This is a genomic window from Enterococcus sp. DIV1067f (genome assembly GCF_050543505.1).
Taxonomy (GTDB): domain Bacteria; phylum Bacillota; class Bacilli; order Lactobacillales; family Enterococcaceae; genus Enterococcus_D; species Enterococcus_D entomosocium.
The window spans coordinates 1,108,117-1,128,313 of the sequence record NZ_CP172940.1; the positions used below are offsets into that span (position 1 = coordinate 1,108,117).

Annotated in this window: 23 protein-coding genes; 16 read left to right on the top strand and 7 right to left on the bottom strand. The window is 43.8% G+C overall.

From position 1 onward, the window contains the following. The 7 genes from ilvB to IGJ42_RS05270 all read left to right on the top strand — a co-directional run bounded on the left by ilvB (position 1) and on the right by IGJ42_RS05270 (position 7,530). Positions 1 to 1,701 (top strand): biosynthetic-type acetolactate synthase large subunit, encoded by a 1,701-nt coding sequence (ilvB, locus tag IGJ42_RS05240; RefSeq protein WP_086332198.1) that lies wholly within the window; start codon positions 1 to 3, stop codon positions 1,699 to 1,701. A 4-nt stretch (positions 1,702 to 1,705) separates the two neighbouring features. Then, the gene (gene ilvN / locus IGJ42_RS05245; protein WP_005229349.1) at positions 1,706 to 2,182 is read left to right on the top strand and encodes an acetolactate synthase small subunit; all 477 of its coding nucleotides are present in this window, start codon (positions 1,706 to 1,708) and stop codon (positions 2,180 to 2,182) included. A gap of 50 nt (positions 2,183 to 2,232) precedes the next feature. Further along, entirely contained in the window at positions 2,233 to 3,222 is a 990-nt protein-coding gene (gene ilvC, locus IGJ42_RS05250; protein ID WP_005237076.1) for a ketol-acid reductoisomerase, read from the top strand. Between the two features lie 11 nt (positions 3,223 to 3,233). Continuing rightward, complete coding sequence (gene ilvA, locus IGJ42_RS05255; protein WP_061053909.1) at positions 3,234 to 4,487, top strand: threonine ammonia-lyase IlvA; 1,254 nt, start codon at positions 3,234 to 3,236, stop codon at positions 4,485 to 4,487. A 166-nt stretch (positions 4,488 to 4,653) separates the two neighbouring features. Further along, a complete protein-coding gene (locus tag IGJ42_RS05260; protein ID WP_008381049.1) occupies positions 4,654 to 5,703 on the top strand; it encodes a hypothetical protein in 1,050 nt (349 codons plus the stop codon). Continuing rightward, complete coding sequence (locus IGJ42_RS05265) at positions 5,704 to 6,963, top strand: tetratricopeptide repeat protein (protein ID WP_061053910.1); 1,260 nt, start codon at positions 5,704 to 5,706, stop codon at positions 6,961 to 6,963. It abuts the gene before it with no gap. A 9-nt stretch (positions 6,964 to 6,972) separates the two neighbouring features. After that, positions 6,973 to 7,530: a YpiB family protein gene (locus IGJ42_RS05270; protein WP_008381051.1), complete on the top strand. Its 558-nt coding sequence runs from the start codon at positions 6,973 to 6,975 to the stop codon at positions 7,528 to 7,530. 44 nt (positions 7,531 to 7,574) lie between these two features. On the opposite strand, the gene IGJ42_RS05275 is transcribed toward IGJ42_RS05270, so the two are convergent. Next, positions 7,575 to 8,480, bottom strand: coding sequence for a YitT family protein (locus IGJ42_RS05275; protein WP_005237068.1), 906 nt, complete (start codon positions 8,478 to 8,480; stop codon positions 7,575 to 7,577). Between the two features lie 136 nt (positions 8,481 to 8,616). On the opposite strand from IGJ42_RS05275, the gene IGJ42_RS05280 reads away from it, so the two are divergent. The 4 genes from IGJ42_RS05280 (at position 8,617) to IGJ42_RS05295 (ending at position 11,070) form a co-directional block, all read left to right on the top strand. Then, the gene (locus tag IGJ42_RS05280; RefSeq protein ID WP_008381054.1) at positions 8,617 to 8,967 is read left to right on the top strand and encodes a nucleotide pyrophosphohydrolase; all 351 of its coding nucleotides are present in this window, start codon (positions 8,617 to 8,619) and stop codon (positions 8,965 to 8,967) included. Then, positions 8,954 to 10,168: a CCA tRNA nucleotidyltransferase gene (locus IGJ42_RS05285; RefSeq protein WP_086299632.1), complete on the top strand. Its 1,215-nt coding sequence runs from the start codon at positions 8,954 to 8,956 to the stop codon at positions 10,166 to 10,168. The genes IGJ42_RS05280 and IGJ42_RS05285 overlap by 14 nt, the downstream gene beginning before the upstream one ends. Positions 10,169 to 10,175: 7 nt before the next feature. Next, positions 10,176 to 10,544 carry a thioesterase family protein gene (locus IGJ42_RS05290; protein WP_008381059.1) on the top strand — a complete coding sequence of 123 codons (369 nt, stop codon included), beginning with the start codon at positions 10,176 to 10,178 and terminating at the stop codon, positions 10,542 to 10,544. Between the two features lie 67 nt (positions 10,545 to 10,611). Further along, on the top strand, positions 10,612 to 11,070 hold the full coding sequence (locus IGJ42_RS05295; protein ID WP_008381061.1) for a hypothetical protein: 459 nt from the start codon (positions 10,612 to 10,614) through the stop codon (positions 11,068 to 11,070). 35 nt (positions 11,071 to 11,105) lie between these two features. Here IGJ42_RS05295 and IGJ42_RS05300 read toward each other — a convergent pair whose 3' ends face one another. The 6 genes from IGJ42_RS05300 to IGJ42_RS05325 form a co-directional block, all read right to left on the bottom strand. Beyond that, on the bottom strand, positions 11,106 to 11,381 hold the full coding sequence (locus IGJ42_RS05300; protein WP_008381063.1) for a hypothetical protein: 276 nt from the start codon (positions 11,379 to 11,381) through the stop codon (positions 11,106 to 11,108). Positions 11,382 to 11,524: 143 nt separating this feature from the next. After that, positions 11,525 to 12,919 (bottom strand): Y-family DNA polymerase, encoded by a 1,395-nt coding sequence (locus tag IGJ42_RS05305; RefSeq protein ID WP_016613094.1) that lies wholly within the window; start codon positions 12,917 to 12,919, stop codon positions 11,525 to 11,527. 254 nt (positions 12,920 to 13,173) lie between these two features. Continuing rightward, a complete protein-coding gene (locus tag IGJ42_RS05310) occupies positions 13,174 to 13,560 on the bottom strand; it encodes a VOC family protein (protein WP_061053912.1) in 387 nt (128 codons plus the stop codon). 64 nt (positions 13,561 to 13,624) lie between these two features. Next, positions 13,625 to 14,035 (bottom strand): FosX/FosE/FosI family fosfomycin resistance hydrolase, encoded by a 411-nt coding sequence (gene fosX / locus IGJ42_RS05315; RefSeq protein WP_008381069.1) that lies wholly within the window; start codon positions 14,033 to 14,035, stop codon positions 13,625 to 13,627. Positions 14,036 to 14,687: 652 nt separating this feature from the next. Next, positions 14,688 to 14,837 carry a 50S ribosomal protein L33 gene (rpmG, locus tag IGJ42_RS05320; protein WP_005229384.1) on the bottom strand — a complete coding sequence of 50 codons (150 nt, stop codon included), beginning with the start codon at positions 14,835 to 14,837 and terminating at the stop codon, positions 14,688 to 14,690. A gap of 137 nt (positions 14,838 to 14,974) precedes the next feature. Continuing rightward, a complete protein-coding gene (locus tag IGJ42_RS05325; RefSeq protein WP_016621235.1) occupies positions 14,975 to 15,934 on the bottom strand; it encodes an ABC transporter substrate-binding protein in 960 nt (319 codons plus the stop codon). Positions 15,935 to 16,136: 202 nt separating this feature from the next. Here IGJ42_RS05325 and IGJ42_RS05330 point away from each other — a divergent pair, with 202 nt between their 5' ends. The 5 genes from IGJ42_RS05330 to IGJ42_RS05350 all read left to right on the top strand — a co-directional run bounded on the left by IGJ42_RS05330 (position 16,137) and on the right by IGJ42_RS05350 (position 20,193). Continuing rightward, a complete protein-coding gene (locus IGJ42_RS05330) occupies positions 16,137 to 16,928 on the top strand; it encodes an ABC transporter ATP-binding protein (protein WP_061053916.1) in 792 nt (263 codons plus the stop codon). Next, positions 16,925 to 17,905, top strand: a complete 981-nt coding sequence (locus IGJ42_RS05335; RefSeq protein WP_086332200.1) for a FecCD family ABC transporter permease — start codon at positions 16,925 to 16,927, stop codon at positions 17,903 to 17,905. Before IGJ42_RS05330 ends, IGJ42_RS05335 begins: the two co-directional genes overlap by 4 nt. Beyond that, positions 17,905 to 18,882 carry a FecCD family ABC transporter permease gene (locus tag IGJ42_RS05340; RefSeq protein ID WP_016621237.1) on the top strand — a complete coding sequence of 326 codons (978 nt, stop codon included), beginning with the start codon at positions 17,905 to 17,907 and terminating at the stop codon, positions 18,880 to 18,882. The genes IGJ42_RS05335 and IGJ42_RS05340 overlap by 1 nt, the downstream gene beginning before the upstream one ends. A gap of 90 nt (positions 18,883 to 18,972) precedes the next feature. Further along, the gene (locus IGJ42_RS05345; protein WP_086299630.1) at positions 18,973 to 19,512 is read left to right on the top strand and encodes a 5-formyltetrahydrofolate cyclo-ligase; all 540 of its coding nucleotides are present in this window, start codon (positions 18,973 to 18,975) and stop codon (positions 19,510 to 19,512) included. A gap of 12 nt (positions 19,513 to 19,524) precedes the next feature. Further along, positions 19,525 to 20,193: a rhomboid family intramembrane serine protease gene (locus tag IGJ42_RS05350; protein ID WP_086332201.1), complete on the top strand. Its 669-nt coding sequence runs from the start codon at positions 19,525 to 19,527 to the stop codon at positions 20,191 to 20,193. The last annotated feature ends 4 nt before the right edge of the window (positions 20,194 to 20,197 follow it).

Here is a 20,197-nt window from a genome sequence, read left to right on the forward strand (position 1 = left end):
ATGGAAAACATCGACTATCAAGCATCGCATCTAAGGACTGGCGCGCAAGTGTTAGTGGACAGCTTGCAAGAGCAAGGCGTCGAAATGATCTTTGGCTACCCGGGTGGCGCCGTCTTACCGTTATATGACCAATTATATGATGCAGCGATTCCGAATATTTTGACGCGTCACGAGCAAGGCGCGATCCACGCCGCTGAAGGCTATGCCAAAGCTACTGGCAATGTTGGGGTCGTTTTAGTGACAAGTGGTCCAGGTGCTACGAATGTCGTTACTGGCATTGCCGATGCTATGAGCGATTCCGTACCGTTGGTGGTTATCACGGGGCAAGTGGCCGTACCAGGAATTGGCAAAGACGCTTTTCAAGAAGCGGATATTCTAGGTATCACGTTGCCGATCACGAAACACAATTACCAAGTCCGTTGTGTGGATGACTTACCGAAAGTGATCGCTGAAGCCTTTCACATCGCTTCAACTGGGCGTAAGGGACCTGTTGTGATCGACCTTCCGAAAGATATTACATTGCAAGAAACCGCTGAAACCTGCTCATTGCCGATCACAAGGAAAAGTTATCAACCGAATGCAGAGCCTTCCCGTCTGCAAATTGAAAAATTGATGCACGTTTTAGAAAAAGCACAGCGACCAGTGGTACTGGCTGGTGCAGGCGTGATCGCGGCTGAAGCTGCGGCTGAATTAAATGCATTTATTGCCAAGTACAAGTTGCCGACAGTCACAACGTTGCTCGGCTTAGGCTTACTGCCAAATGATCATCAATTTTTCTTGGGCATGGGCGGTATGCATGGAACGTATGCGGCGAACATGGCTTTATCAGAAGCCGATTTGATTATCAATATCGGCTCTCGCTTCGATGATCGCTTAGCGACTGCCGGCAGTCAGTTCGGTAAGCAGGCCATCGTTGCTCATATCGACATCGACCCGGTGGAGATCGGCAAGATTGTAGAGACAAAGATCCCAATCGTCGGCGATGCCAAGGCTGCTTTGAAACAGATGCTACGGTATCCGCCAACTAGAGGAACGTGGTCTACCTGGTCGGATCTATGTCAAAAACGGAAGACGGAAAAACCTTATCGCTATGATCGCACTCAAGCACAAGAAATCAAACCGCAAAAAGTCATCGAAGAAGTAGGGCGTTTGACCAAAGGAGAGGCTTACGTCATCACCGATGTTGGGCAGCATCAAATGTGGGTCGCGCAGTATTATCCGTTTCGCTTTCCTAAGCAGTTGATCACCAGTGGCGGACTAGGCACGATGGGCTATGGTATCCCTGCGGGAATTGGCGTCCAATTTGCTCATCCAGAAAAAATGGTCGTGGTGTTTGTTGGCGATGGCGGGTTCCAAATGACAAACCAGGAATTTGCTATTTTGAATGAGTATGGCTTGAATGTCAAATTTGTTTTGTTGAATAATCGTTCGTTAGGAATGGTCCGCCAATGGCAAGAAACATTTCATGGCAAACGACGCTCTGCCTCTGTTTTTGCACAGCAACCTGATTTTGTTAAACTAGCACAAGCTTATGGCATCGAAGGCTGTCGGATCGATGAACCCACTCAGCTTTCTGCTATGCTAGCGGAAGCTTTTGCACATACGGGGCCGCAACTGATCGAAGTAATGGTCTCGCCCTCAGAGCATGTGTTGCCGATGATCCCACCGGGGAAAGCCAATCATGAAATGATGGGGGTCTAAGGGGATGAAACGGGTATTAGCAGCAATCGTCCATAATGAAGCAGGTGTTTTGAGCCGCATCACGAGTGTCTTAAACCGCCGGCAGGTCAATATCGAGAGTATTTCTGTCGGCACAACGGAACGGCCAGAGTTTTCACGAATGACGATCATTGTCAACGTGAACGATTTGGCAGAAACAGAACAAGTGACCAAGCATTTAAATAAACAAATAGATGTCTTGAAGGTTTCTGATATTACAGAAGTTCCTCATATCGAACGAGAGCTGGTGCTGATCAAAGTCAATGCACCAACCACTAGCCGCTCGGAGATCCAAGCAGTGATTGATCCGTTTCGAGCGCACATTGTCGATGTCGCACTGAAAACGATCGTTGTGCAAGTTGCCGGCGATACGAAAAAGGTAGAAGCATGCATCGAAGTTTTGCGTCCCTACGGGATCAAACAGTTGGCACGAACGGGTGTCACTGGCTTTACAAGAGGGTAAGTGCAATTTTGAATTGCTTAAAATAAAGAAAGAATTCGGAGGAAACAAGTATGGTAAAAGTATATTACAACGAGGAAGTTACAGATAATCTAGGAGACAAGAAGATTGCGATCGTCGGCTACGGCTCTCAAGGGCACGCTCATGCGCAAAATTTACGGGACACAGGTCATGAAGTCTTTATCGGCATTCGTGAAGGAAAGTCAGCAGAAGCTGCAAGAAACGACGGATTTGAAGTCTTTCCAGTAGCCGAAGCCACTCAAAAAGCGGACGTAGTCATGATCTTGGCACCCGATGAGATCCAAGGATCGTTGTATAAAAATGAGATCGAACCGAATCTTTCTGCCGGCAATGCATTAGCATTTGCGCATGGTTTTAATATTCATTTTGATGTGATCGCGCCGCCAGAAGAGGTGGATGTGTTCCTAGTTGCGCCTAAAGGACCGGGCCACTTGGTGCGTCGAACCTTTACCGAAGGGTTTGCGGTGCCAGCCTTGTTTGCAGTCTATCAAGATGCGACTGGCAACGCACAAGCGACAGCTTTATCTTATGCAAAAGGCATTGGTGCCACACGGGTCGGCGTTTTGGAAACGACCTTTAAAGAAGAGACCGAGACCGATCTTTTCGGGGAACAAGCCGTACTTTGTGGCGGTTTGACCAGCATGATCGAAGCGGGCTTTGAAACATTGGTAGAAGCCGGGTACCAACCGGAATTGGCGTATTTTGAAGTTTGTCATGAATTGAAACTGATCGTTGACTTGATTTATGAAGGAGGATTCAAAAAAATGCGCCATTCGATCTCGAATACGGCAGAGTATGGCGACTACGTTTCCGGTGCTCGGGTGATCACCGCACAAGCCAAAGAAAACATGAAAGCCGTATTGACAGATATCCAAAATGGTCAATTCGCGAAAGGATTCATTGAAGACAATCAAAATGGCTTCCCTGAATTCTATAAAATGCGTGAAGAAAACAGCAACCATCAAATTGAAAAAGTCGGCAGCGAGTTACGGAAAATGATGCCGTTTGTTGCGAAAGATTAGAGGTGGCGCGTTTGTTGGTGACAGTTTCTGCAATCGAACAAGCATATGAACGACTGCGGGGAGCAGTTAGTCATACACCGCTGCAGTATGATCGCTTTTTATCTGAAAAATACCAAGCGACGGTTTTGTTGAAGCGAGAGGACTTGCAAAAAGTCCGCTCCTTCAAATTACGAGGTGCCTACTATGCGATCACCCAAGCAGATCCTGTGCAGACCAGTCGTGGCGTCGTCTGTGCCAGTGCCGGAAATCATGCCCAAGGCGTTGCTTATACCTGCCAAGAACAGCAGATCCATGCGGTCATTTTCATGCCAACAACGACGCCGCAACAAAAAGTCGCGCAAGTTCTCTTTTTCGGCGGCGACTACGTCAAAATCGAATTGGTGGGAGATACCTTTGATGCGGCGGCGCAGGCTGCCAAACAATTTGCAAAAGAAAAGCAAATGGCTTTCATTGCTCCTTTTGATGATCCCAATATTATCGCAGGACAAGGAACAGTAGCCGTGGAAATGTTGGCGGATGCTGAAAAAAAACAAGTATCGATCGATTTGGTGGTGGCAGCCATTGGTGGCGGTGGTTTGATCAGCGGGACCGCAGCCTATTTGAAAGAAAAGCAGCCAAATATAAAAGTTGTTGGAGCAGAACCTGTAGGGGCCGCCTCGATGCAAGCAGCCTTTGATCACCAAGGACCGGTGGCTTTAGAGCATATTGAAACCTTTGTCGATGGTGCGGCAGTCAAACAAGTCGGAGCTCAGACCTATGCCCATGCCAAACGCTATGTGGATCAATTGGTAACGGTGGAAGAAGGTGGAATCTGCCAAACGATTCTAGAATTATACAGCAAACAAGCGATCGTCGCTGAACCAGCTGGTGCCTTGAGCGTGGCAGCTCTGGATGAGATCAAAGAGCAAATCAAAGGCAAGACGGTCGTCTGTATTGTGAGTGGTGGTAACAATGATAGTTCCCGCATGGCAGAGATCGAAGAGAAATCACTGATTTATCAAGGATTGAAACATTATTTTATCGTCAATTTCCCACAACGTCCCGGTGCGTTGAAGGAATTTGTTAGCCATGTATTAGGGCCTGATGATGATATCACGAGGTTTGAATATACGAAAAAAATCAATCGTGGAACAGGACCAGTAATGCTGGGAATCTTGTTGAAACAAAAAAACGATCTACCCGCATTACTGTCACGAATTGAACAGTTTGATCAAGGCTACATCAACCTTCAGCAAAATCAATCACTTTACTCGCTTTTGGTTTAGAAAAAAACATGGTTTCCTTTGTAATACAGGAAACCATGTTTTTTGCTTTTTGGCATAGAATCATGGGACAAATCGGCGAAAATACTTCCTAATGGTTAGCGATTTAGTAGGTGTTTCAACGGCTTCTTGCTATAATAGTAAGTAGTAGCAACAAAGGAGTGAGCCGATGGAAGCTGTTTTTTACAGAAATGAGCAAGAAACCCAGATTTCTTACGGGGAAACATTGGCATCGGTCATGAAAGGACAGTCGATCGAGCCGCAGCAGGTGATCATTTTGACGAATCAGCGTTATTATGACCGCTTTTCAGAAAAAGTAACCCGCCTGTTTTTGCCGCGCGAGGTCAATTGGTATATTTGTACCAACCAAATGTATTGCAACAACTTTAGTGAATTTAAGGCCGCGATGGATTTCTTCGGTCGCTTTTCAAAGCAAGAGTCCTTGTTGATCGTCGGGTTTGGGAATGAAGGTGTATTGGCACTGAGCAGTTTTATCCATGCGACTTCGGTCCTATCGACACAGCTTTGGTTGATTCCTGTTTCCTTGCGGGCCTTAGCCAAAAGTGTCAAAGAAACAGCGATCGTTGTGAAAAAGCCAGATATCCCGATGCTGGAAAATCCTAATGCACCACAATTTGTTATTTTCGATCAGACGATTGCCGAAAAGCAAATCGATGGGAAACTTGTCGACTTTTTGACCCTGATCCGTGGTGGCGTGCTTGCCGATAGCGATTTTTTAAAGGAACTTTATCGAACGTACCCCAGTCATCAGGCATTGATGAGACACTCGTTGGCAGCTTATACCAATCAGCTGATCCAATTGTATCAGCAGTCGGGACGCGAATTAGAGGAGTTTGGGCAACTCTTTGCCGATGCTGCTTATCAAACAGAAAATGGTCACTTGCTGTCTGATGCGATGAAATTGTTCTTTGGCTTTTTGTTTCATTTTATTTGGACAGTCCAGCAGCAGCAGTTGACTGTCGATCTGCCAGTATTTTGCCAATGGCTTGCACGATTAGGCTTTCCTATCGAATTGCCCGAGTCTTTTTCCTTAAGCGAATATTTCAGCCGTGTACTAGAATTGCAGCAAAAAGAAAAAAAACTGTTATTTTTGGCAAAAGTTGGTACAATAGGGGGCAGAACGGAAATCGAGGAGAAAGATCTTGTCCAAACGATGGAGACTTATCAGCGATTAATCAATGAGATTCGAGGGGTCTAAATGGAAACTTATAGTGAAAAAATGTTAAAAGCACTAGCCGCAGAAGAGTTGGCTGAAGCACAATTGAATTTTACCGAAGCACTGCAAAAAGATGATGATGAAACACTTGGCGCTTTAGGCGATGAATTACTGCAGATCGGTTTTTTAGAAGAGGCGAAAACGTTATTTGAAACCTTGCAGCAGCGGCATCCTGAAAATGAAGCTTTGCTGCTTCCTTTAGCGGAAATTGCGATGGAAGAAGACCAGATTGAAACAGCCTTCACCTATATCGATCAAATACCACCAACGAGTGAAGCTTATCTGCAAGCCTTGTTATTGAGTGCGGATCTCTATCAACTGATCGGTATTCCGGAAGTCAGCGAAGCCAAATTAAAAGAAGCGCAAAGCCTTGTGCCAGAGGAACCCTTGATTCGTTTTGCCTTAGCTGAGTTAGCTTTTTCAACGGATCGCTATCAAGAAGCTGTTGACCTTTATCAAGGATTGCTGGAAGAAGATATTACGGATATTTCGGGGATTTCGATCGTTGAACGGACCGGAACGTCATTGAGTATGGCAGGTAAGTTTGAAGAGGCGTTGGAATATTTTGAAGCAAGCTTAGAAGACGAACAGACGGACGAGCGTCTCTTTCAAACGGCTTTAGTCTATTTGCAGCTGAAGGAAAATGAACAAGCGATTCGCTACTTGCAGCAGTTGCGGGTCATGAATCCCCAATACCGGGCCTTGTATCTTTATTTGGCTGAAGCATTGCAAGAAGAAGAACAGCTGGAAGAAGCGCAACGTGTGATCGAAGAAGGGATTCATGAAGATCCATATCAAGTGGATTTCTATCATTTTGCTGCCGAGAATGCTTACCGACTTCATGACAGTGAAGCAGCCGAGTCATTTTTACTTAAAGCACTGGAAACTGGTGAAAAAGAAGAGGATACATTACTGACTTTAAGTAATTTATACTTGAATGAAGCGCGTTGGCAAGAAGCGATCTTGGCGATCGAGCGAATGGAAGACAATGAACAGCCTCACGCTTTATGGAATCTAGCGCAAGCCTTCAATGCGTTAGAAGATTTTGACAAAGCAGCAAAATATTACGAAGAAGCCAATGCTGATTTGCACCATGAACCGGCGTTTATGAAGGAATACGGCATTTTCTTACGTGAAGAAGGGCGTTTACCTGAAGCTCTTCATTTGCTACAACATTATTTGGCACACGAACCAGGTGATTTAGAAGTACAGTCGATCGTGGAGGACTTATTAGAAAGATAGGTGAGAGAAATGAACATCAATGTACAAGAAAAGAAAAAGTTTCTTAATTGGTTAGTTTCGACCGTTTCCTTCAGCCGCCGAGAAGTCTCTTGGGTGTTAAACTATCTGGCGAACCATGAAGCGATCTTGGCCAATGTTCATTTTGTAGAAGGGGCAGCCGCAGCCAAACGGGGCTTAAGTGTCCGCAGTACGGAAGTTGGAGGCGAACCCTTTGTCTTGAGTATCGAAGGACAGACCTTTTATGACATTGATCAGATTTTTCACGAGATTCGCATGAATTGGAAACAACCCTTGTATCTTGAATGTCTCTTTCCAGATTCTTGGTCGCAATCCTTTTATTTAGCAGTTTTAGAAGACAATCCTTATGAACGTTGGAACGACCACTTGGATCAAGAAATGACCCAACATGTTACCCAGTACCTTGAAAAAGAAGAAGCAAAAACCAAAATTGATACCTTGTATCGGCAGATCGATCTAGCATTGGAAAATGGGGATCGTGATGCCTTCTTGGAACTTTCCGATGAAGTAAATCGGCACTTGCTCCAACAAAAAGAAGAAAGCCGCTGACAAATAAAAAAGCAGTCCTTTAACCGGGACTGCTTTTTTAGTCTTTATTTTGTTTTAGAGACCGCTGCTTTGCGCTGTAAGAACCGTGACTTAGGTCTTAAGTAGGTAAAGCCTTCGCCTTCGACTTCATGGACATTGATGACAGAAACAAACGCTTGCGGATCAAAGTCATGAACAATGCGCTTGACTTCAGAAATCTCCCGTCCGCTGACCACCATATAAATGATTTGTTTCGATACTCTTGAGTAAGCCCCTTCGCCCTGTAAAAACGTGACACCGCGTTCCAATTCATCCATTAAAACAGGAGCTATCTCTTCGCTATGATTGCTGATCACTAAAATCCCTTTGGCTGAATAGCCGCCGTCTAAGATCGAATCGATCACACGAGTGAAGACATAAGAAAAAATCAAGGTATACATCATGCGGTTCAAATCTATATAGGTCAAAGAAAGCAACAGGACGAACACATCAAAGATCAAAAGCGACCGCCCGATCGTCACCCCAAAGTTTTTCTCTAAAATGCGCGCCAGTACATCGACGCCACCTGTTGTTCCACCGACTTTGTAGACGATCCCACTACCGATCCCTGCAATCAAACCAGCCAAGAGTGCGACGATCAGTAGATCATGCTGTAGATCGATCAACAGGGGAACACTCTGCCAAAATGCCAACCAAAAAGACAAACCAAAGGTTCCTAAAATCGTATACACTAATGAGCGTCGACCAAGAATTTTGCCACCGATCAAAATGATCGGAATATTTAAGATCAATGTACTAATGGCAGGATTGATTCCCCATAAGGCTCGCAGGATCAAGGTGATCCCTGTCACACCGCCTTCTGCTAAGTCATTTGGGATATTTAAATAGACTAGACCGAAGCCATAAATACTCGTACCGAAAATAATCAAAACAATGTCGCGAATCGTTCGCCATGAAAAAAATGCCCGCATCCTGTTTCCTCCGTTATTCAACTTCCACAAGTATCAATGTAGCACGAAATCATTGAATGTACAACAAATCCTGAGGGGGCTCTATCTAGGCAGGCAGCCATTCTTTTGGTAAGATAAACGAGAAAGGGTGAAGAAGATGACAGATAAACGTTCCTTGGCATCGATGCAAGAAGAAGTCGACGCCTATATTCAACAATTTAAAACTGGCTATTTCAGCCCCCTCGCCCAAATGGCTCGTTTGACTGAAGAAGTTGGCGAATTGGCGCGAGAAGTAAATCACTATTACGGGGAAAAAAATAAAAAAAGCGATGAAGTTGAAAAGACCGTGGCAGAAGAACTGGGCGATGTACTCTTTGTGACGATGATCATGGCCAATTCACTAGACATCGACCTGACTGAAGTGTTTGAGGAAAATATGGCAAAATTCAATCAGCGGGATGCGTATCGTTTTGAAAGAAAAGATGGGAAAGTACATGAAGCTGACTAAACTACCAAAAGAATTTGCAGAAGCTGCGCCACTCCTAAAAAAAATCGAAGCCGCGGGCTATGAAGCATACTTTGTTGGCGGCAGCGTGCGGGATACGATTTTAGGCCAGCCGATCCATGATGTCGATATTGCTACCAGTGCGTTTCCAGCCGAAATCAAGGCGCTTTTTCCTCGAACCATTGACATTGGTATCGAGCATGGGACGGTGCTGGTCTTGTGGGAACAGGCGCAATATGAGATTACCACCTTTCGAACCGAAGCCGCCTATCAGGATTATCGCAGACCTGACAAAGTTGATTTTGTCCGTTCCTTGAAAGAAGATCTAAAGCGGCGGGATTTTACCATCAATGCATTGGCACTTCAAGAAGATGGGGTCATCATTGATCTTTTCGATGGTCTGGCAGATATCGACAATCAGATTTTACGAGCAGTGGGTCACCCGCAGGAACGTTTCCATGAGGATGCCCTACGAATGATGCGGGGGCTGCGTTTTGTCAGTCAATTGGGCTTTGTTTTAGAAACAGAAACATTGGCTGCTATCCATGCGAATCATGCCTTGTTGGGGAAAATCTCTGTTGAACGGATCATGATTGAATTCGTGAAATTGCTGTTAGGCAATCATCGGAACCAAGCACTACGAGCACTAGTAGAAACCGAATGCTATATCTATTGCCCAGGCTTACGGGAATACGGTGAGGCGTTACTGCGGATGGCAGACCTGCCAGCGATCCCATTAGAAAACGAAACGACGGCTTGGGTATTGCTCATTGACCAAATCGGTTTAGCTCCTGAGGCAGTCCGCAGCTTTTTAAAAGCTTGGAAATGTTCGAATGACTGCATCCGCCAAGTACAAACGGTCTATCAAGCACTGCTAATGCGTCGAAACGGCGAATGGAACGATCTGCTGTTGTATCAGTTCGGTTTAGAAGCAACCTGTTTAGCTGAAGGATTATTGCGTTATGACAAGCTGCCCAATGATCCTGCAAAAATCAGTCAGCGCTATCAGCAGCTACCGATCCATTCACTGAAGGAGCTGGCGATCAATGGACGTGATTTACTGCAGACAGTTGATCGTTCTTCTGGTCCGTGGCTCAAAGAAGTCTTGGCCGCTGCCGAAGCTGCAGTCATCACACGAAAAATCCCTAATGAAAAAGAAGCACTATTGGCGTTTGCCCAAGCATATTTAGCGAAGGAGGGATAACTGAAGAATGGAAAGCAAAAAAGACTTTCTCGTTGACCTTCAAGACACTGCGGCTGTTTTGGGTTCTGGCGGTTTAGCGGTTTTAGCAACCCCTCGACTAGTCGCAATGGTGGAAAACACCTGTTGGGAAGCACTTGAGCCTACTTTAGATAAAGGGTTTACCACCGTCGGTACAAAGTTTTCGATCGATCATTTGAAACCTTCACCAGTCGGAGCGACAATCACAGTTCTTATACAATGGGAAAAAGAACAAGGATTCCAGTTTGATTATCAGGTGACCGATGGGGCGCAACAACTCATTGCTAAAGGGACTCATCAACGAGCGGCGGTGGAAATCTCTCGGTTTATGAAAAAAGTCAACGAAAACCAAAGTTAATTTGTGTCCCAGTAGCGACTATGTGTTAGAATTAAAATGTATTATTAATAAAAAGGAGCGTTTTGTCATGGCTAGAGAAATGAAAGCTTTAAAATTTTATTTCCGTAATGGAGAAACATGGACGATCGAGCGCCGTTACATCGGTGACTTATGGATCAAACAAATCACGACCAGTTTTGGCCGTATCCACGGAAGCGAATTCGTTGAGATTCATCCATGTGCTGGGTTCAAAATTGAAATCTTTCAAGAAGGCGATCATGTGGCAACACATGACATCAACTTAGGCGGACTTGAATTAGGGATGTTTGCTCGTGCGTTGAAATATGAAGATATTGAACGGATGGAAATTCTTTACCGTAACGGTACACCGGATCTTGTTTATTTCCCATACAAGGACAAAGATACGGAAGGATTGGATAATGTATACCAATCAACAAAAATCAGTGAAAAAACGAAGAGTCTGTATATCGTGATCGACCCAAATCAAACGGTTGATGATGTTTATCAAGAACATTTCGAAGAATAAGAAAAACGCAGAACCAGTTGGTTCTGCGTTTTTTTTTAGAATGTTTCTTGGAACATATCCGTATACTTTTTTAATAAAAGATAATCTTCGGCATATTCATCCTTTAAAACGATTGTATCGCCAAAGAAACTCTTACGAGCATGTTGAATGATCCGATGCTGAATATCTTTTTCCAGAAGGTAATCGATCTCAGACTGTTTCAGGTTTTGTGCAGCAGTCGCCCGATTCTTTTCTAAATATTGCAGCAAATCGTACTCAAGGTGTCCCGCACCATTGATGACTCGTTTGTATTCGATTTTGTCAATTTTCATCTGCTCACACTCCTTGCTATTAAAGTACCTTAGAAAGAAGTAAAGGGGGAGATGGGGGCCTCGAAATTACATAAATCTTTAAAAAATGGATCGTTTGTTAATGTTATCTTAAGATTTGTCATCGAAAAGGAAAGAAAAACGAGTCAAGTGCCAGTATTTTTTGAACCATCAGCAAACGGTTCTTTTTCTTTTTGCTGATGGACAGGTCCTATGTTGGCGATCCCATCTAGACCACCAGCGTGACCACCGACTAATTTGCTGCGTGCAATGGCACGAGCGCCTTCCATTCGGCTTGTGGCATGAACGATCGAAGTGAAGCCGTATTTCTCACGAATCTTATCGATGATCAAATCTAATTTACGCTGGCGTAATTGCGTTTCTGCTTGCTCAAAAAGATCCAGCTGGACATTTTCTGTATAAACCAATTTTGAATAGGTGATACCGATGTGGCGAACGACTTGCCCGGTATAAAATTTTCGAAAGAGAAATAGGCAATGAGCAACAAGCTTACGTGTATTGTCAGTTGGCGGGATTTTCATTTGTCGGGAAAAGCCAGAGGCAGTTTCACCAAAGGCTACGCCGATGTAAACATTGATACAAGCGGTCTGACAATGATGGCGGCGAATTCGAGCGGCAACTTGCTCTGCCATTTCCTTGATGACGATCTCGATTTCTTCTTGTAAATAATAATTGCGATGTAGGACCTGACTATTGCCGTAGCTTTTTTCCATGACCTGCGGTGTCGGTTCGGCTAAAATGGTGCGGTCAATGCCGTGAGCGTGATGGTAGAGCTGCTCACCAATGATTCCCATGCGACTGCGCAAAAGATCAGGACTGGCATGAGCCAATTGTTCAATAGATTCAATCCCCATCAAGTGAAGTCGTTTTTCTGTGCGTCGACCGATTCCCCAAAACTCAGTCATGGGGCTGATTTGCCAAACTTTTGTCGGGACATCTTCGTAGGTCCATTCGGCAATCAAGGAACGGTTGTGTTTGGATTCGTTATCTAAAGCTAGTTTTGCTAACAAAGGATTGTCACCAATACCGATGGTGACATACAATTTCGTTGTTTCGTAAATGTCTTTTTGAATTTGCTGGGCAATCAGCCAACGTTTTTCTTCGCGAGAAATCGTGTTATCAGGAATGAAAAGATCCAGTGTACGGGTCAGATCCATCATCGTTTCGTCGATTGAATAGAGCAGCAAATCATCTTGTCCAACATATTTGCGAAAGACATCATTGACTTTGGTGTTTTCTTTGATATAAAAACTCATACGTGGCGATGCTTTGTACAAATCGGGATGCGTCGGCAGATTGTCATTGCGGGTCACATTTGAAATTCCTAAAGCCGATTTTGCCTTTGGGGAAGCCGCTAAGATTAAGCCGTTTCCAGTATTGTCAGAATGAGACATGACGACCAGCATCGCTTGGATAGGGTCTAAGCCGCGCGAGATGCATTCGACAGAAGCATAAAAACTTTTGACATCGATAAATAAGATATCGCGTTTTGGCTCGAGCGCATAATTAAAACCACCCATTTTTATCACTCCTTACCGAGATTATACGAACTTTTGTTCTTTTTTGTCAAGCGAACAGGAGCGGATGGGTGGATTTGTTTTTTTATAGAGAGATTATTTTTGGCTTATAATGATGGGAAACGTTGTTTTATAAGGGATACATTCATTTCAGGTTATCAGAATCCGATTGGACATAAAAACGTGATTTTGTCTTTTTACCCGAAGGTGTGATTAAAAAAACAGCCGATCCATTGGACCGACTGTCGTAGCTTAAATCAATTTTCGGCAGGTAGCATTGCAAACAAACTTAAGAGATTGCCGTCTATATCTTTGACGATGGCATAGCGTTGCCCCCAAAAGGCACACCAAGGTTCTTTGAAAGACTGATACCCGGCAGCTACGACTTTTGCATGAAGGGCATCAACCTCTTCAGGGGAATCACATAAAAAGGCTAATTCAATTGTGTCACCAACAGTCATTGGTGCATGTCCGTAGATCCCGGCAACCATCTGGCGGCTATTCAAAGAGATGCGAACCCCGTCGTTTGCTAATTCCATATAATCTTCTGAGTGCTGACCTAATGGCGTGAAGCCAAGTACTTGATAAAAAGCCAGTGCCTGTTCCATGTTTTTTGTGATAATACCAACCATATCTAGTTTCATTGTTTTCTTCCTTTCTTGTGGGAATTCTTTCCATAACAGTCAATGCAGTTGCTAGCAATGAAGATTACCTCGTTTCTGTCAGACGGTAATGGTGCAACCGTTCAGCCAACGTACCAGTATGTAGTTCAAACAAATGGTTGTCATCGTCGTAAAAGTAAATGGAAGCACCTTCGCCTTTGATACGAGAACGATCTTTTTCGATCTTCAATCCTAGTCCTTGGATGCGCGTAATCAAGGAATCGATTTGAGTTTGATCGATTTTAAAGGCAATATGGTTATACGTTTTCGGCAGCTTCTGGGAGGCATCCTCCATAACAGCAAGCCATAAGCCATCGATCAAAAAGAATTTTTCTGGGAAGTAAGAATGGGGCTGGTCTCGGCTATCATAAATTTCCTCTGCTTCAAACAATGTTTCCAGCATCGTTGTCGTCTTTGCTAAATTCTGTACGATCAACGTGATATGGGAAATCTCCATCGCATCAACACTCCTTCGTTATGACGAAATAGGGGAAAGAGAAACAATTAGTATCAAAATAAGCATTATGTTAGTGATTGTAAAATACCAATAGGAAGAGCAGAACATAAAACAGTGCATCAGTTGTGCAAGGAATAACTTTCTTCTTGTATTTTGTCCAAAAGAAGACATTTATTAAGAAGAGGATAATCACTGTCGGTAAGCTAAAGGTCCAAGCAGGGTGTTTAATGAAAATGAAAAGCATATTTCCAATAAGAGCAAAAAGAAAAGCGCCATAAAACAGACGATAGTTACTAGGTAGATACGTAAAATTGCCAAGCATGGGTTCACCTCCTATAGGCAGTATAGCATGAAAGGATCGACTGGCACTCAAAGTATATTGAAAGGACAGCTAGAAGAAAAAGCTAGTTCATGTTCTATGTGCCGCCTTTGTTGAACATTAGTTTCTTTTTTACATTATACATTAAAATTTATTTATACGTCGCTTCAAAGAAAAAGTTGGCTCAAAAGTTCAAAGCAAATAAGTGAAAATAGGGGAGTGGTTGTGTAAAGAGGGAAATAAAAATGCAGCAGCTATCATTGCAAAATGTCTGAAAAAAAAGAAGTTCGCAAACGCCTTGGTTATCAGCGTTTGCGAACTTCTTAAATAGTATTATTTTGTTTCGCGGTGTAAAGTAACTTTTCTTTCACGTGGGCAATATTTTTTCTTTTCCAAACGATCAGGATTGTTACGTTTGTTTTTGTTTGATAAGTAGTTGCGTTCTTTACAAGAAGTGCACTCTAATGTGATGTTTACGCGCATGATTTTCCCCCCTAACGATACAAGAATCCTCTAAGAAATCTCTCAGACTAAAATATAATAGCATGTTTTGTGCGGGAATGCTAGCTTTTTCCTGAAATTTGTTAAGTAGTTTTACTTGACGAATTACTTGAAACGCATTAGTCCAATTTGCTCTGGATATCTTCGATCATTTTGGTATAGGCGATAGGACCGTTGTAGAGCCAGCTTGATTCAGGACCGAATTCCCATAAATGATTGTTTTTGACTGCATCAAGATTTTGCCAGACTTGTTCGCTGAAAAAATCAGCGCCTTTATCACTATTCACTAAAATCAAGTAATCGGCATCCAATTCTGCCAATTTTTCCAGAGAAACGGCAGACCAGTCAGCAGTGGCACTTTCACTGATTTCTGAAACAAGCGAGGGAACTTCAAAACCGAGTTCGTGATACAGCAGTTGACCACTTGATTTTGTTTCTGAAACCATGAAGACAGAATTATTGACCACCCATAAAACAGCAATTGACTTGCCTTGGATTTGATCAGCGTACGTTTCCTTGGTAGTAGCGACTAAGTCATCATAATCAGCTTCTACTTGGGCAGCTTCCTCTTCTTTGTGTAAGACCTTTGCGATATCTGTCAGACGTTCACGCCAGGTTACTTCCTCGCCATTTGTGACCACATAGGTCGGCGCGATCTTACTGTACTGATCATATTTGTCGCCTTCCACCATGGAATTGCTATCCATCAGCAGCAGGTCTGGCTCAAAGCTCAAGACATCTTCATAGGGCAGATCATAGTTGATTCTTGGCACATCTGCTAGTTTGTCTTGCAAGTATGCTTGATCACTGTCATTGCCGACTGTCCATTGAGCAACCGGGGTTACCCCTAAAGCGACCAAATAATCTTCCAAGTAACTACCGATCACCCGTTGTGGGTTTTCGGGAACAGTGACTTCATTTCCCATCGCATCGGTAAAGGTTGTTGCTATTTCTGAAGAAGTAGTGGCTGATCCACTGCTATCCGTTGAGTCATTATTCGTACCGCAAGCACCCAGTAGAGTAAGGGAGCAGGCTGCTAGCAGGGTAAGCCAAGTACTTCTTTTTGACCATTGTTTCATAGAAAAACTTCCTCCTTTGTTAAAAGATGAGCACTTATCATTTTAATTGAGAATAATTCTCATTTGCTGATTGCTATTATTACGGAGAAACGCTGATTTGTCAATCTTATTTTTTTATTTCCTTTTTTTAGAACTATTGACGAATAGTAGGATTACATTCATAATTGATAAGCATTATCAATCAATTATTTTGGGGACGAATATGGCGAAATTACGAACAGTTGACTTGAGTGTCGGCTATCAAAAACAAAAAATTGTGCAAAATCTAACAATTGAGATTCCAGAAGGGAAAATCATCGGCTTGATTGGTCCGAACGGCAGTGGAAAATCGACATTTTTAAAGGCACTCGCCCGAATTTTACAGCCTTTGTCTGGTGAGGTCCTATTAGATACACAAAACCTCCAGAACATCAAAACCAAAGAAGTGGCTAAAAAGATTGCGCTGCTTTCACAAGTTAGCGACTCATCGATTGGCTTGACGATTCGCGAAATTGTTTCTTACGGTCGTTTTCCCTATCAAAAAGGACTGAATAGTCTATCGGAACAAGATCTTGCAGCGATCGACTGGTCTTTGCAGGCAACTGGTTTGACGGCACTGGCAGAAGAAGTGATCAGTACGCTGTCAGGGGGACAAAAGCAGCGCGTTTGGATCGCCATGGCACTGGCGCAAGATACGGATATCGTGATTTTAGATGAACCAACAACCTTTTTAGATCCTGCGCATCAATTAGAAATTTTGCTCTTATTACAGCAAATCAATAAAACCTATGGGAAAACGATCATTATGTCGATTCATGACCTGAATCATGCGTCACGTTTTTCTGATTATATTTACGCATTAAAAGGTGGAGAGCTTTTGGTTTCCGGTACACCGGAAACGGTGCTGACCAAAGAATGGCTGCAGCGTTTGTTTGAGATCGATGCCGTGTTAGGTACCTTTCCTAATAGTACAAAGCCGCTGGTCTTGACCTATGAGTTAGGAGCGCAGATATGAAAAAGTTTCCTTGGCTGCTGCTGCTTTTTAGTGGCTGCTTTATTATCTGTTTCTTTTTAGCGATCACTCAAGGAGCAGCGGACCTTTCTTTTGAAACGATCTGGGATGCCGTCTTTGCTTTTGATTATGAGAATCAGCTGCATCAAGTCTTGCGCAATATTCGGTTGCCACGTGTTTTGGCTGCTTTTCTAGTAGGAAGTTGTTTTGCTGTTACAGGAGCCATCATGCAGGGGATTACGAGAAATCCCTTGGCAGATGGTGGTCTTTTAGGTGTCAATAGTGGGGCTGCCTTGGGACTAGCGATCGCATTTATCCTCTTTCCTAGTGTGCAACCGAGTCAAGCGGCGCTGTTTTCCTTTTTTGGTGCGTTTGCGGCAACTGGGCTGCTTTTTTTACTGACCAGATACGCCAAACTAGGCATGTCGCCCACGGGACTGATTTTGGCTGGTGTGGCATTAAGTTCTTTTTTCTCAGCCATTAGTCAAACTCTGTCATTGCAATTTGATTTAAACCAAGAGATAGCCTTTTGGTTTATCGGTGGTGCGGCGAATGTGACTTGGCAGCAACTGCGTTTTGTGGGCCCCATCTATCTGATCGCCATCGTTTTTGTGCTACGGCTAGGAAAAGCCCTCAATCTGTTAGCACTAGGAGATGACACCGTCATTTCATTAGGCAAGCACCCGCATCTGATTCGGGCATCTGCCTTACTGTTAGTCGTAGTTTTGGCGGGAATGGCGGTTTCGCTTGTAGGACCGGTCAGCTTTGTCGGCTTAATGGTTCCTCATGTCGTGCGGGGGATGGTGGGCAAAAACTATCAACTGATTTTGCCTTTGACGATCCTTGGAGGGGGAACACTGGTGATGGCCGCTGATCTGGCAGGTCGCTTGATCAATCCCCCTTTTGAGACACCCTTTGGGATACTGATGGCATTGATCGGTGTGCCTTTTCTATTGGTCAAGATACGGAGGGAAGACTGATGAAAAAAACACTCTTTGTTTTTTTTCTACTGGTGATGGCCGCTTTTTTAGGAAGTGTCATGGTGGGAAAAACAATCTTAACCTTTCAGACATTAGGGGCAATCTTTCAAGGTACGGCTTCTTCGAGTCAGGTACTGACGTTTACTGAGTTTCGACTACCACGGGCTTGTCTGGCGCTGATCGCCGGCGGTGCCTTTGGTTTTTCTGGTTTTGTCTTGCAGGGGGTGACGAGAAACGAGCTGGCTGATGCAAGTATCGTAGGAATCAACAATGGCGCGGGTCTCTTTGTAATGATCTACTTAGGGGTTTATACCCAAGGATCGCAGCTTTTACCTGTCGTTGGGATCTTCGGTGGCTTGTTGGCTGCTGTACTGGTCTATTTGATTGCCTATAAACACCGCCAATTGTTGTCGATGGAGCGAGTGCTGCTTGCGGGAATCGCCGTCAATGCAGGGTTGGCCGCGGCTACTTTACTTTTTACGGTGGAATTATCAAAAGACCGCTATCGCTTTGTAACAGCATGGCTTTCTGGATCTATCTGGGGAACCTCGTGGCAGCAAATTACCAGTCTGCTTCCTTGGGTCATCGTATTGTCTGTCGCAGCTTTCTGGACCGTACCTAAACTTAATCTGCTTGGTTTTGGTGAGGAACAGGCAATTAGCTTAGGGGTTTCTTTGACACGGTTGCGGACGTGGTTTTTAGTGATTGCGGTTGGTTTGGCTGCCAGTACGGTTGGCTATACCGGTAATTTAGCCTTTGTGGGCTTATTGGCGCCTCATATCGCCAAGGGACTCATCGGCAGAGAATCTCGCAGTGCCTTTTTCTTAGCGGGAATGATCGGCAGTCTGCTGGTCTTAGTAAGTGATACGATCGGTCGTTTACTATTGACAAGCGGTGAGATCCCAGCTGGTATCATCATTTCTATCGTGGGGGCACCGTACTTTGTCTTTTTACTGATCCGGCGTAAAGAAGGATGAGCAGATAGTCATGATCTTGCCAAGAAATCTGCGATTCTAGTTTGCTATTTGGACACAGTTTTTGGTACTATTTCTGAGAGGAGTGATCCAATGGAAAAACCAGTCATTAGAGAGCACATGATCCAAACATTAAAAAAAATGCCGAGCAAACAAAAGCAGCAGAAAGAAACGGTGATTTTGCAGTTGCTGTTTTCTTCTCAGATTTGGCAAACGGCTAAGTCAGTAGGAGTGATCCGTTCGTTGCCATTTGAATTTGATACAGCGGCTATTTTTGCTAAAGGATTTGAACAAAACAAACGAATCGCAGTGCCGAAAGCACAACAAAAAAAATTGCAGTTTTATCATGTGGAGCCGGCAACGCGTTATGAAACGTCGGCATTTGGGGTTGAAGAGCCGATCAGTGAGCAAGAAGCCCATCACTTGGATTTACTCATTGTTCCCGGCTTGGCTTTTTCGAAAAAAGGCTATCGCATCGGCTTTGGCGGCGGCTATTATGATCGTTTCTTGTCAGCTTTTGATGGCAAGACCGTTTCTTTGGTCTTCGGAGAACAATTCAACGATCAATGGACACCAGATGTATTCGACATTCCAATCGATAAAATCTATACGGATTCGCTTATTCGCACGTAAAGGAGCACGTCAATGAATTCTCAAATGAAAAGATGGCTGAATCAGTCGATCTTCACGTATCTATTTTTAGCTATCCAAACTATTGTGTTTATCTTGGGTTATTTTAGTCCCTCTATTCAATCAGGCGGGGTGATGTTTGGTCCGTTTGTCGTCTATTTAAATGAATATTGGCGTTTCGTTACCCCAATCTTTCTGCATTTCGGGTTGGCACATTTTGCAATCAACTCTGTGATTCTCTATTATATGGGGCAACAAGTAGAAGCCATCTATGGTCATAGCCGTTTTTTTGCCTTGTATTTACTAAGCGGCATCATGGGCAATACCATGAGTTTTGCTTTCAACCAAATAGGGGTTCAATCAGCAGGCGCTAGTACTTCATTATTCGGGCTTTTCGGGGCATTTTTGATTTTAGGTTGGCATTTTAGAAATGATTACCGCATCCAAGCAATGGTACGGCAATTTGCCCTATTCGTTGGATTGAACCTGGTTTTTGGGGTGTTTGATCAAACGATTGATATGTGGGGACACATTGGCGGGATCCTCGGTGGGTTATTGTTAGGGAATCTTTTGGCATTGCCAAAGAACTATGGAAAATATTCGATCCACACCAGAATCCTCTCTGGCGGACTCTTTGTTTTCTTATTGGCTATTTTTGTGATATATGGTTTTAAAAAATATTAATTAC

Excerpts from the sequence above, each read along its gene's own strand:
- ilvB (WP_086332198.1), top strand. The coding sequence starts at position 1 with ATGGAAAACATCGACTATCAAGCATCGCATCTAAGGACTGGCGCGCAA.
- ilvN (WP_005229349.1), top strand. The coding sequence starts at position 1,706 with ATGAAACGGGTATTAGCAGCAATCGTCCATAATGAAGCAGGTGTTTTG.
- ilvC (WP_005237076.1), top strand. The coding sequence starts at position 2,233 with ATGGTAAAAGTATATTACAACGAGGAAGTTACAGATAATCTAGGAGAC.
- IGJ42_RS05260 (WP_008381049.1), top strand. The coding sequence starts at position 4,654 with ATGGAAGCTGTTTTTTACAGAAATGAGCAAGAAACCCAGATTTCTTAC.
- IGJ42_RS05265 (WP_061053910.1), top strand. The coding sequence starts at position 5,704 with ATGGAAACTTATAGTGAAAAAATGTTAAAAGCACTAGCCGCAGAAGAG.
- IGJ42_RS05270 (WP_008381051.1), top strand. The coding sequence starts at position 6,973 with ATGAACATCAATGTACAAGAAAAGAAAAAGTTTCTTAATTGGTTAGTT.
- IGJ42_RS05275 (WP_005237068.1), bottom strand. The coding sequence starts at position 8,480 with ATGCGGGCATTTTTTTCATGGCGAACGATTCGCGACATTGTTTTGATT.
- IGJ42_RS05280 (WP_008381054.1), top strand. The coding sequence starts at position 8,617 with ATGACAGATAAACGTTCCTTGGCATCGATGCAAGAAGAAGTCGACGCC.
- IGJ42_RS05285 (WP_086299632.1), top strand. The coding sequence starts at position 8,954 with ATGAAGCTGACTAAACTACCAAAAGAATTTGCAGAAGCTGCGCCACTC.
- IGJ42_RS05290 (WP_008381059.1), top strand. The coding sequence starts at position 10,176 with ATGGAAAGCAAAAAAGACTTTCTCGTTGACCTTCAAGACACTGCGGCT.
- IGJ42_RS05295 (WP_008381061.1), top strand. The coding sequence starts at position 10,612 with ATGGCTAGAGAAATGAAAGCTTTAAAATTTTATTTCCGTAATGGAGAA.
- IGJ42_RS05300 (WP_008381063.1), bottom strand. The coding sequence starts at position 11,381 with ATGAAAATTGACAAAATCGAATACAAACGAGTCATCAATGGTGCGGGA.
- IGJ42_RS05305 (WP_016613094.1), bottom strand. The coding sequence starts at position 12,919 with ATGGGTGGTTTTAATTATGCGCTCGAGCCAAAACGCGATATCTTATTT.
- IGJ42_RS05310 (WP_061053912.1), bottom strand. The coding sequence starts at position 13,560 with ATGAAACTAGATATGGTTGGTATTATCACAAAAAACATGGAACAGGCA.
- fosX (WP_008381069.1), bottom strand. The coding sequence starts at position 14,035 with ATGGAGATTTCCCATATCACGTTGATCGTACAGAATTTAGCAAAGACG.
- rpmG (WP_005229384.1), bottom strand. The coding sequence starts at position 14,837 with ATGCGCGTAAACATCACATTAGAGTGCACTTCTTGTAAAGAACGCAAC.
- IGJ42_RS05325 (WP_016621235.1), bottom strand. The coding sequence starts at position 15,934 with ATGAAACAATGGTCAAAAAGAAGTACTTGGCTTACCCTGCTAGCAGCC.
- IGJ42_RS05330 (WP_061053916.1), top strand. The coding sequence starts at position 16,137 with ATGGCGAAATTACGAACAGTTGACTTGAGTGTCGGCTATCAAAAACAA.
- IGJ42_RS05335 (WP_086332200.1), top strand. The coding sequence starts at position 16,925 with ATGAAAAAGTTTCCTTGGCTGCTGCTGCTTTTTAGTGGCTGCTTTATT.
- IGJ42_RS05340 (WP_016621237.1), top strand. The coding sequence starts at position 17,905 with ATGAAAAAAACACTCTTTGTTTTTTTTCTACTGGTGATGGCCGCTTTT.
- IGJ42_RS05345 (WP_086299630.1), top strand. The coding sequence starts at position 18,973 with ATGGAAAAACCAGTCATTAGAGAGCACATGATCCAAACATTAAAAAAA.
- IGJ42_RS05350 (WP_086332201.1), top strand. The coding sequence starts at position 19,525 with ATGAATTCTCAAATGAAAAGATGGCTGAATCAGTCGATCTTCACGTAT.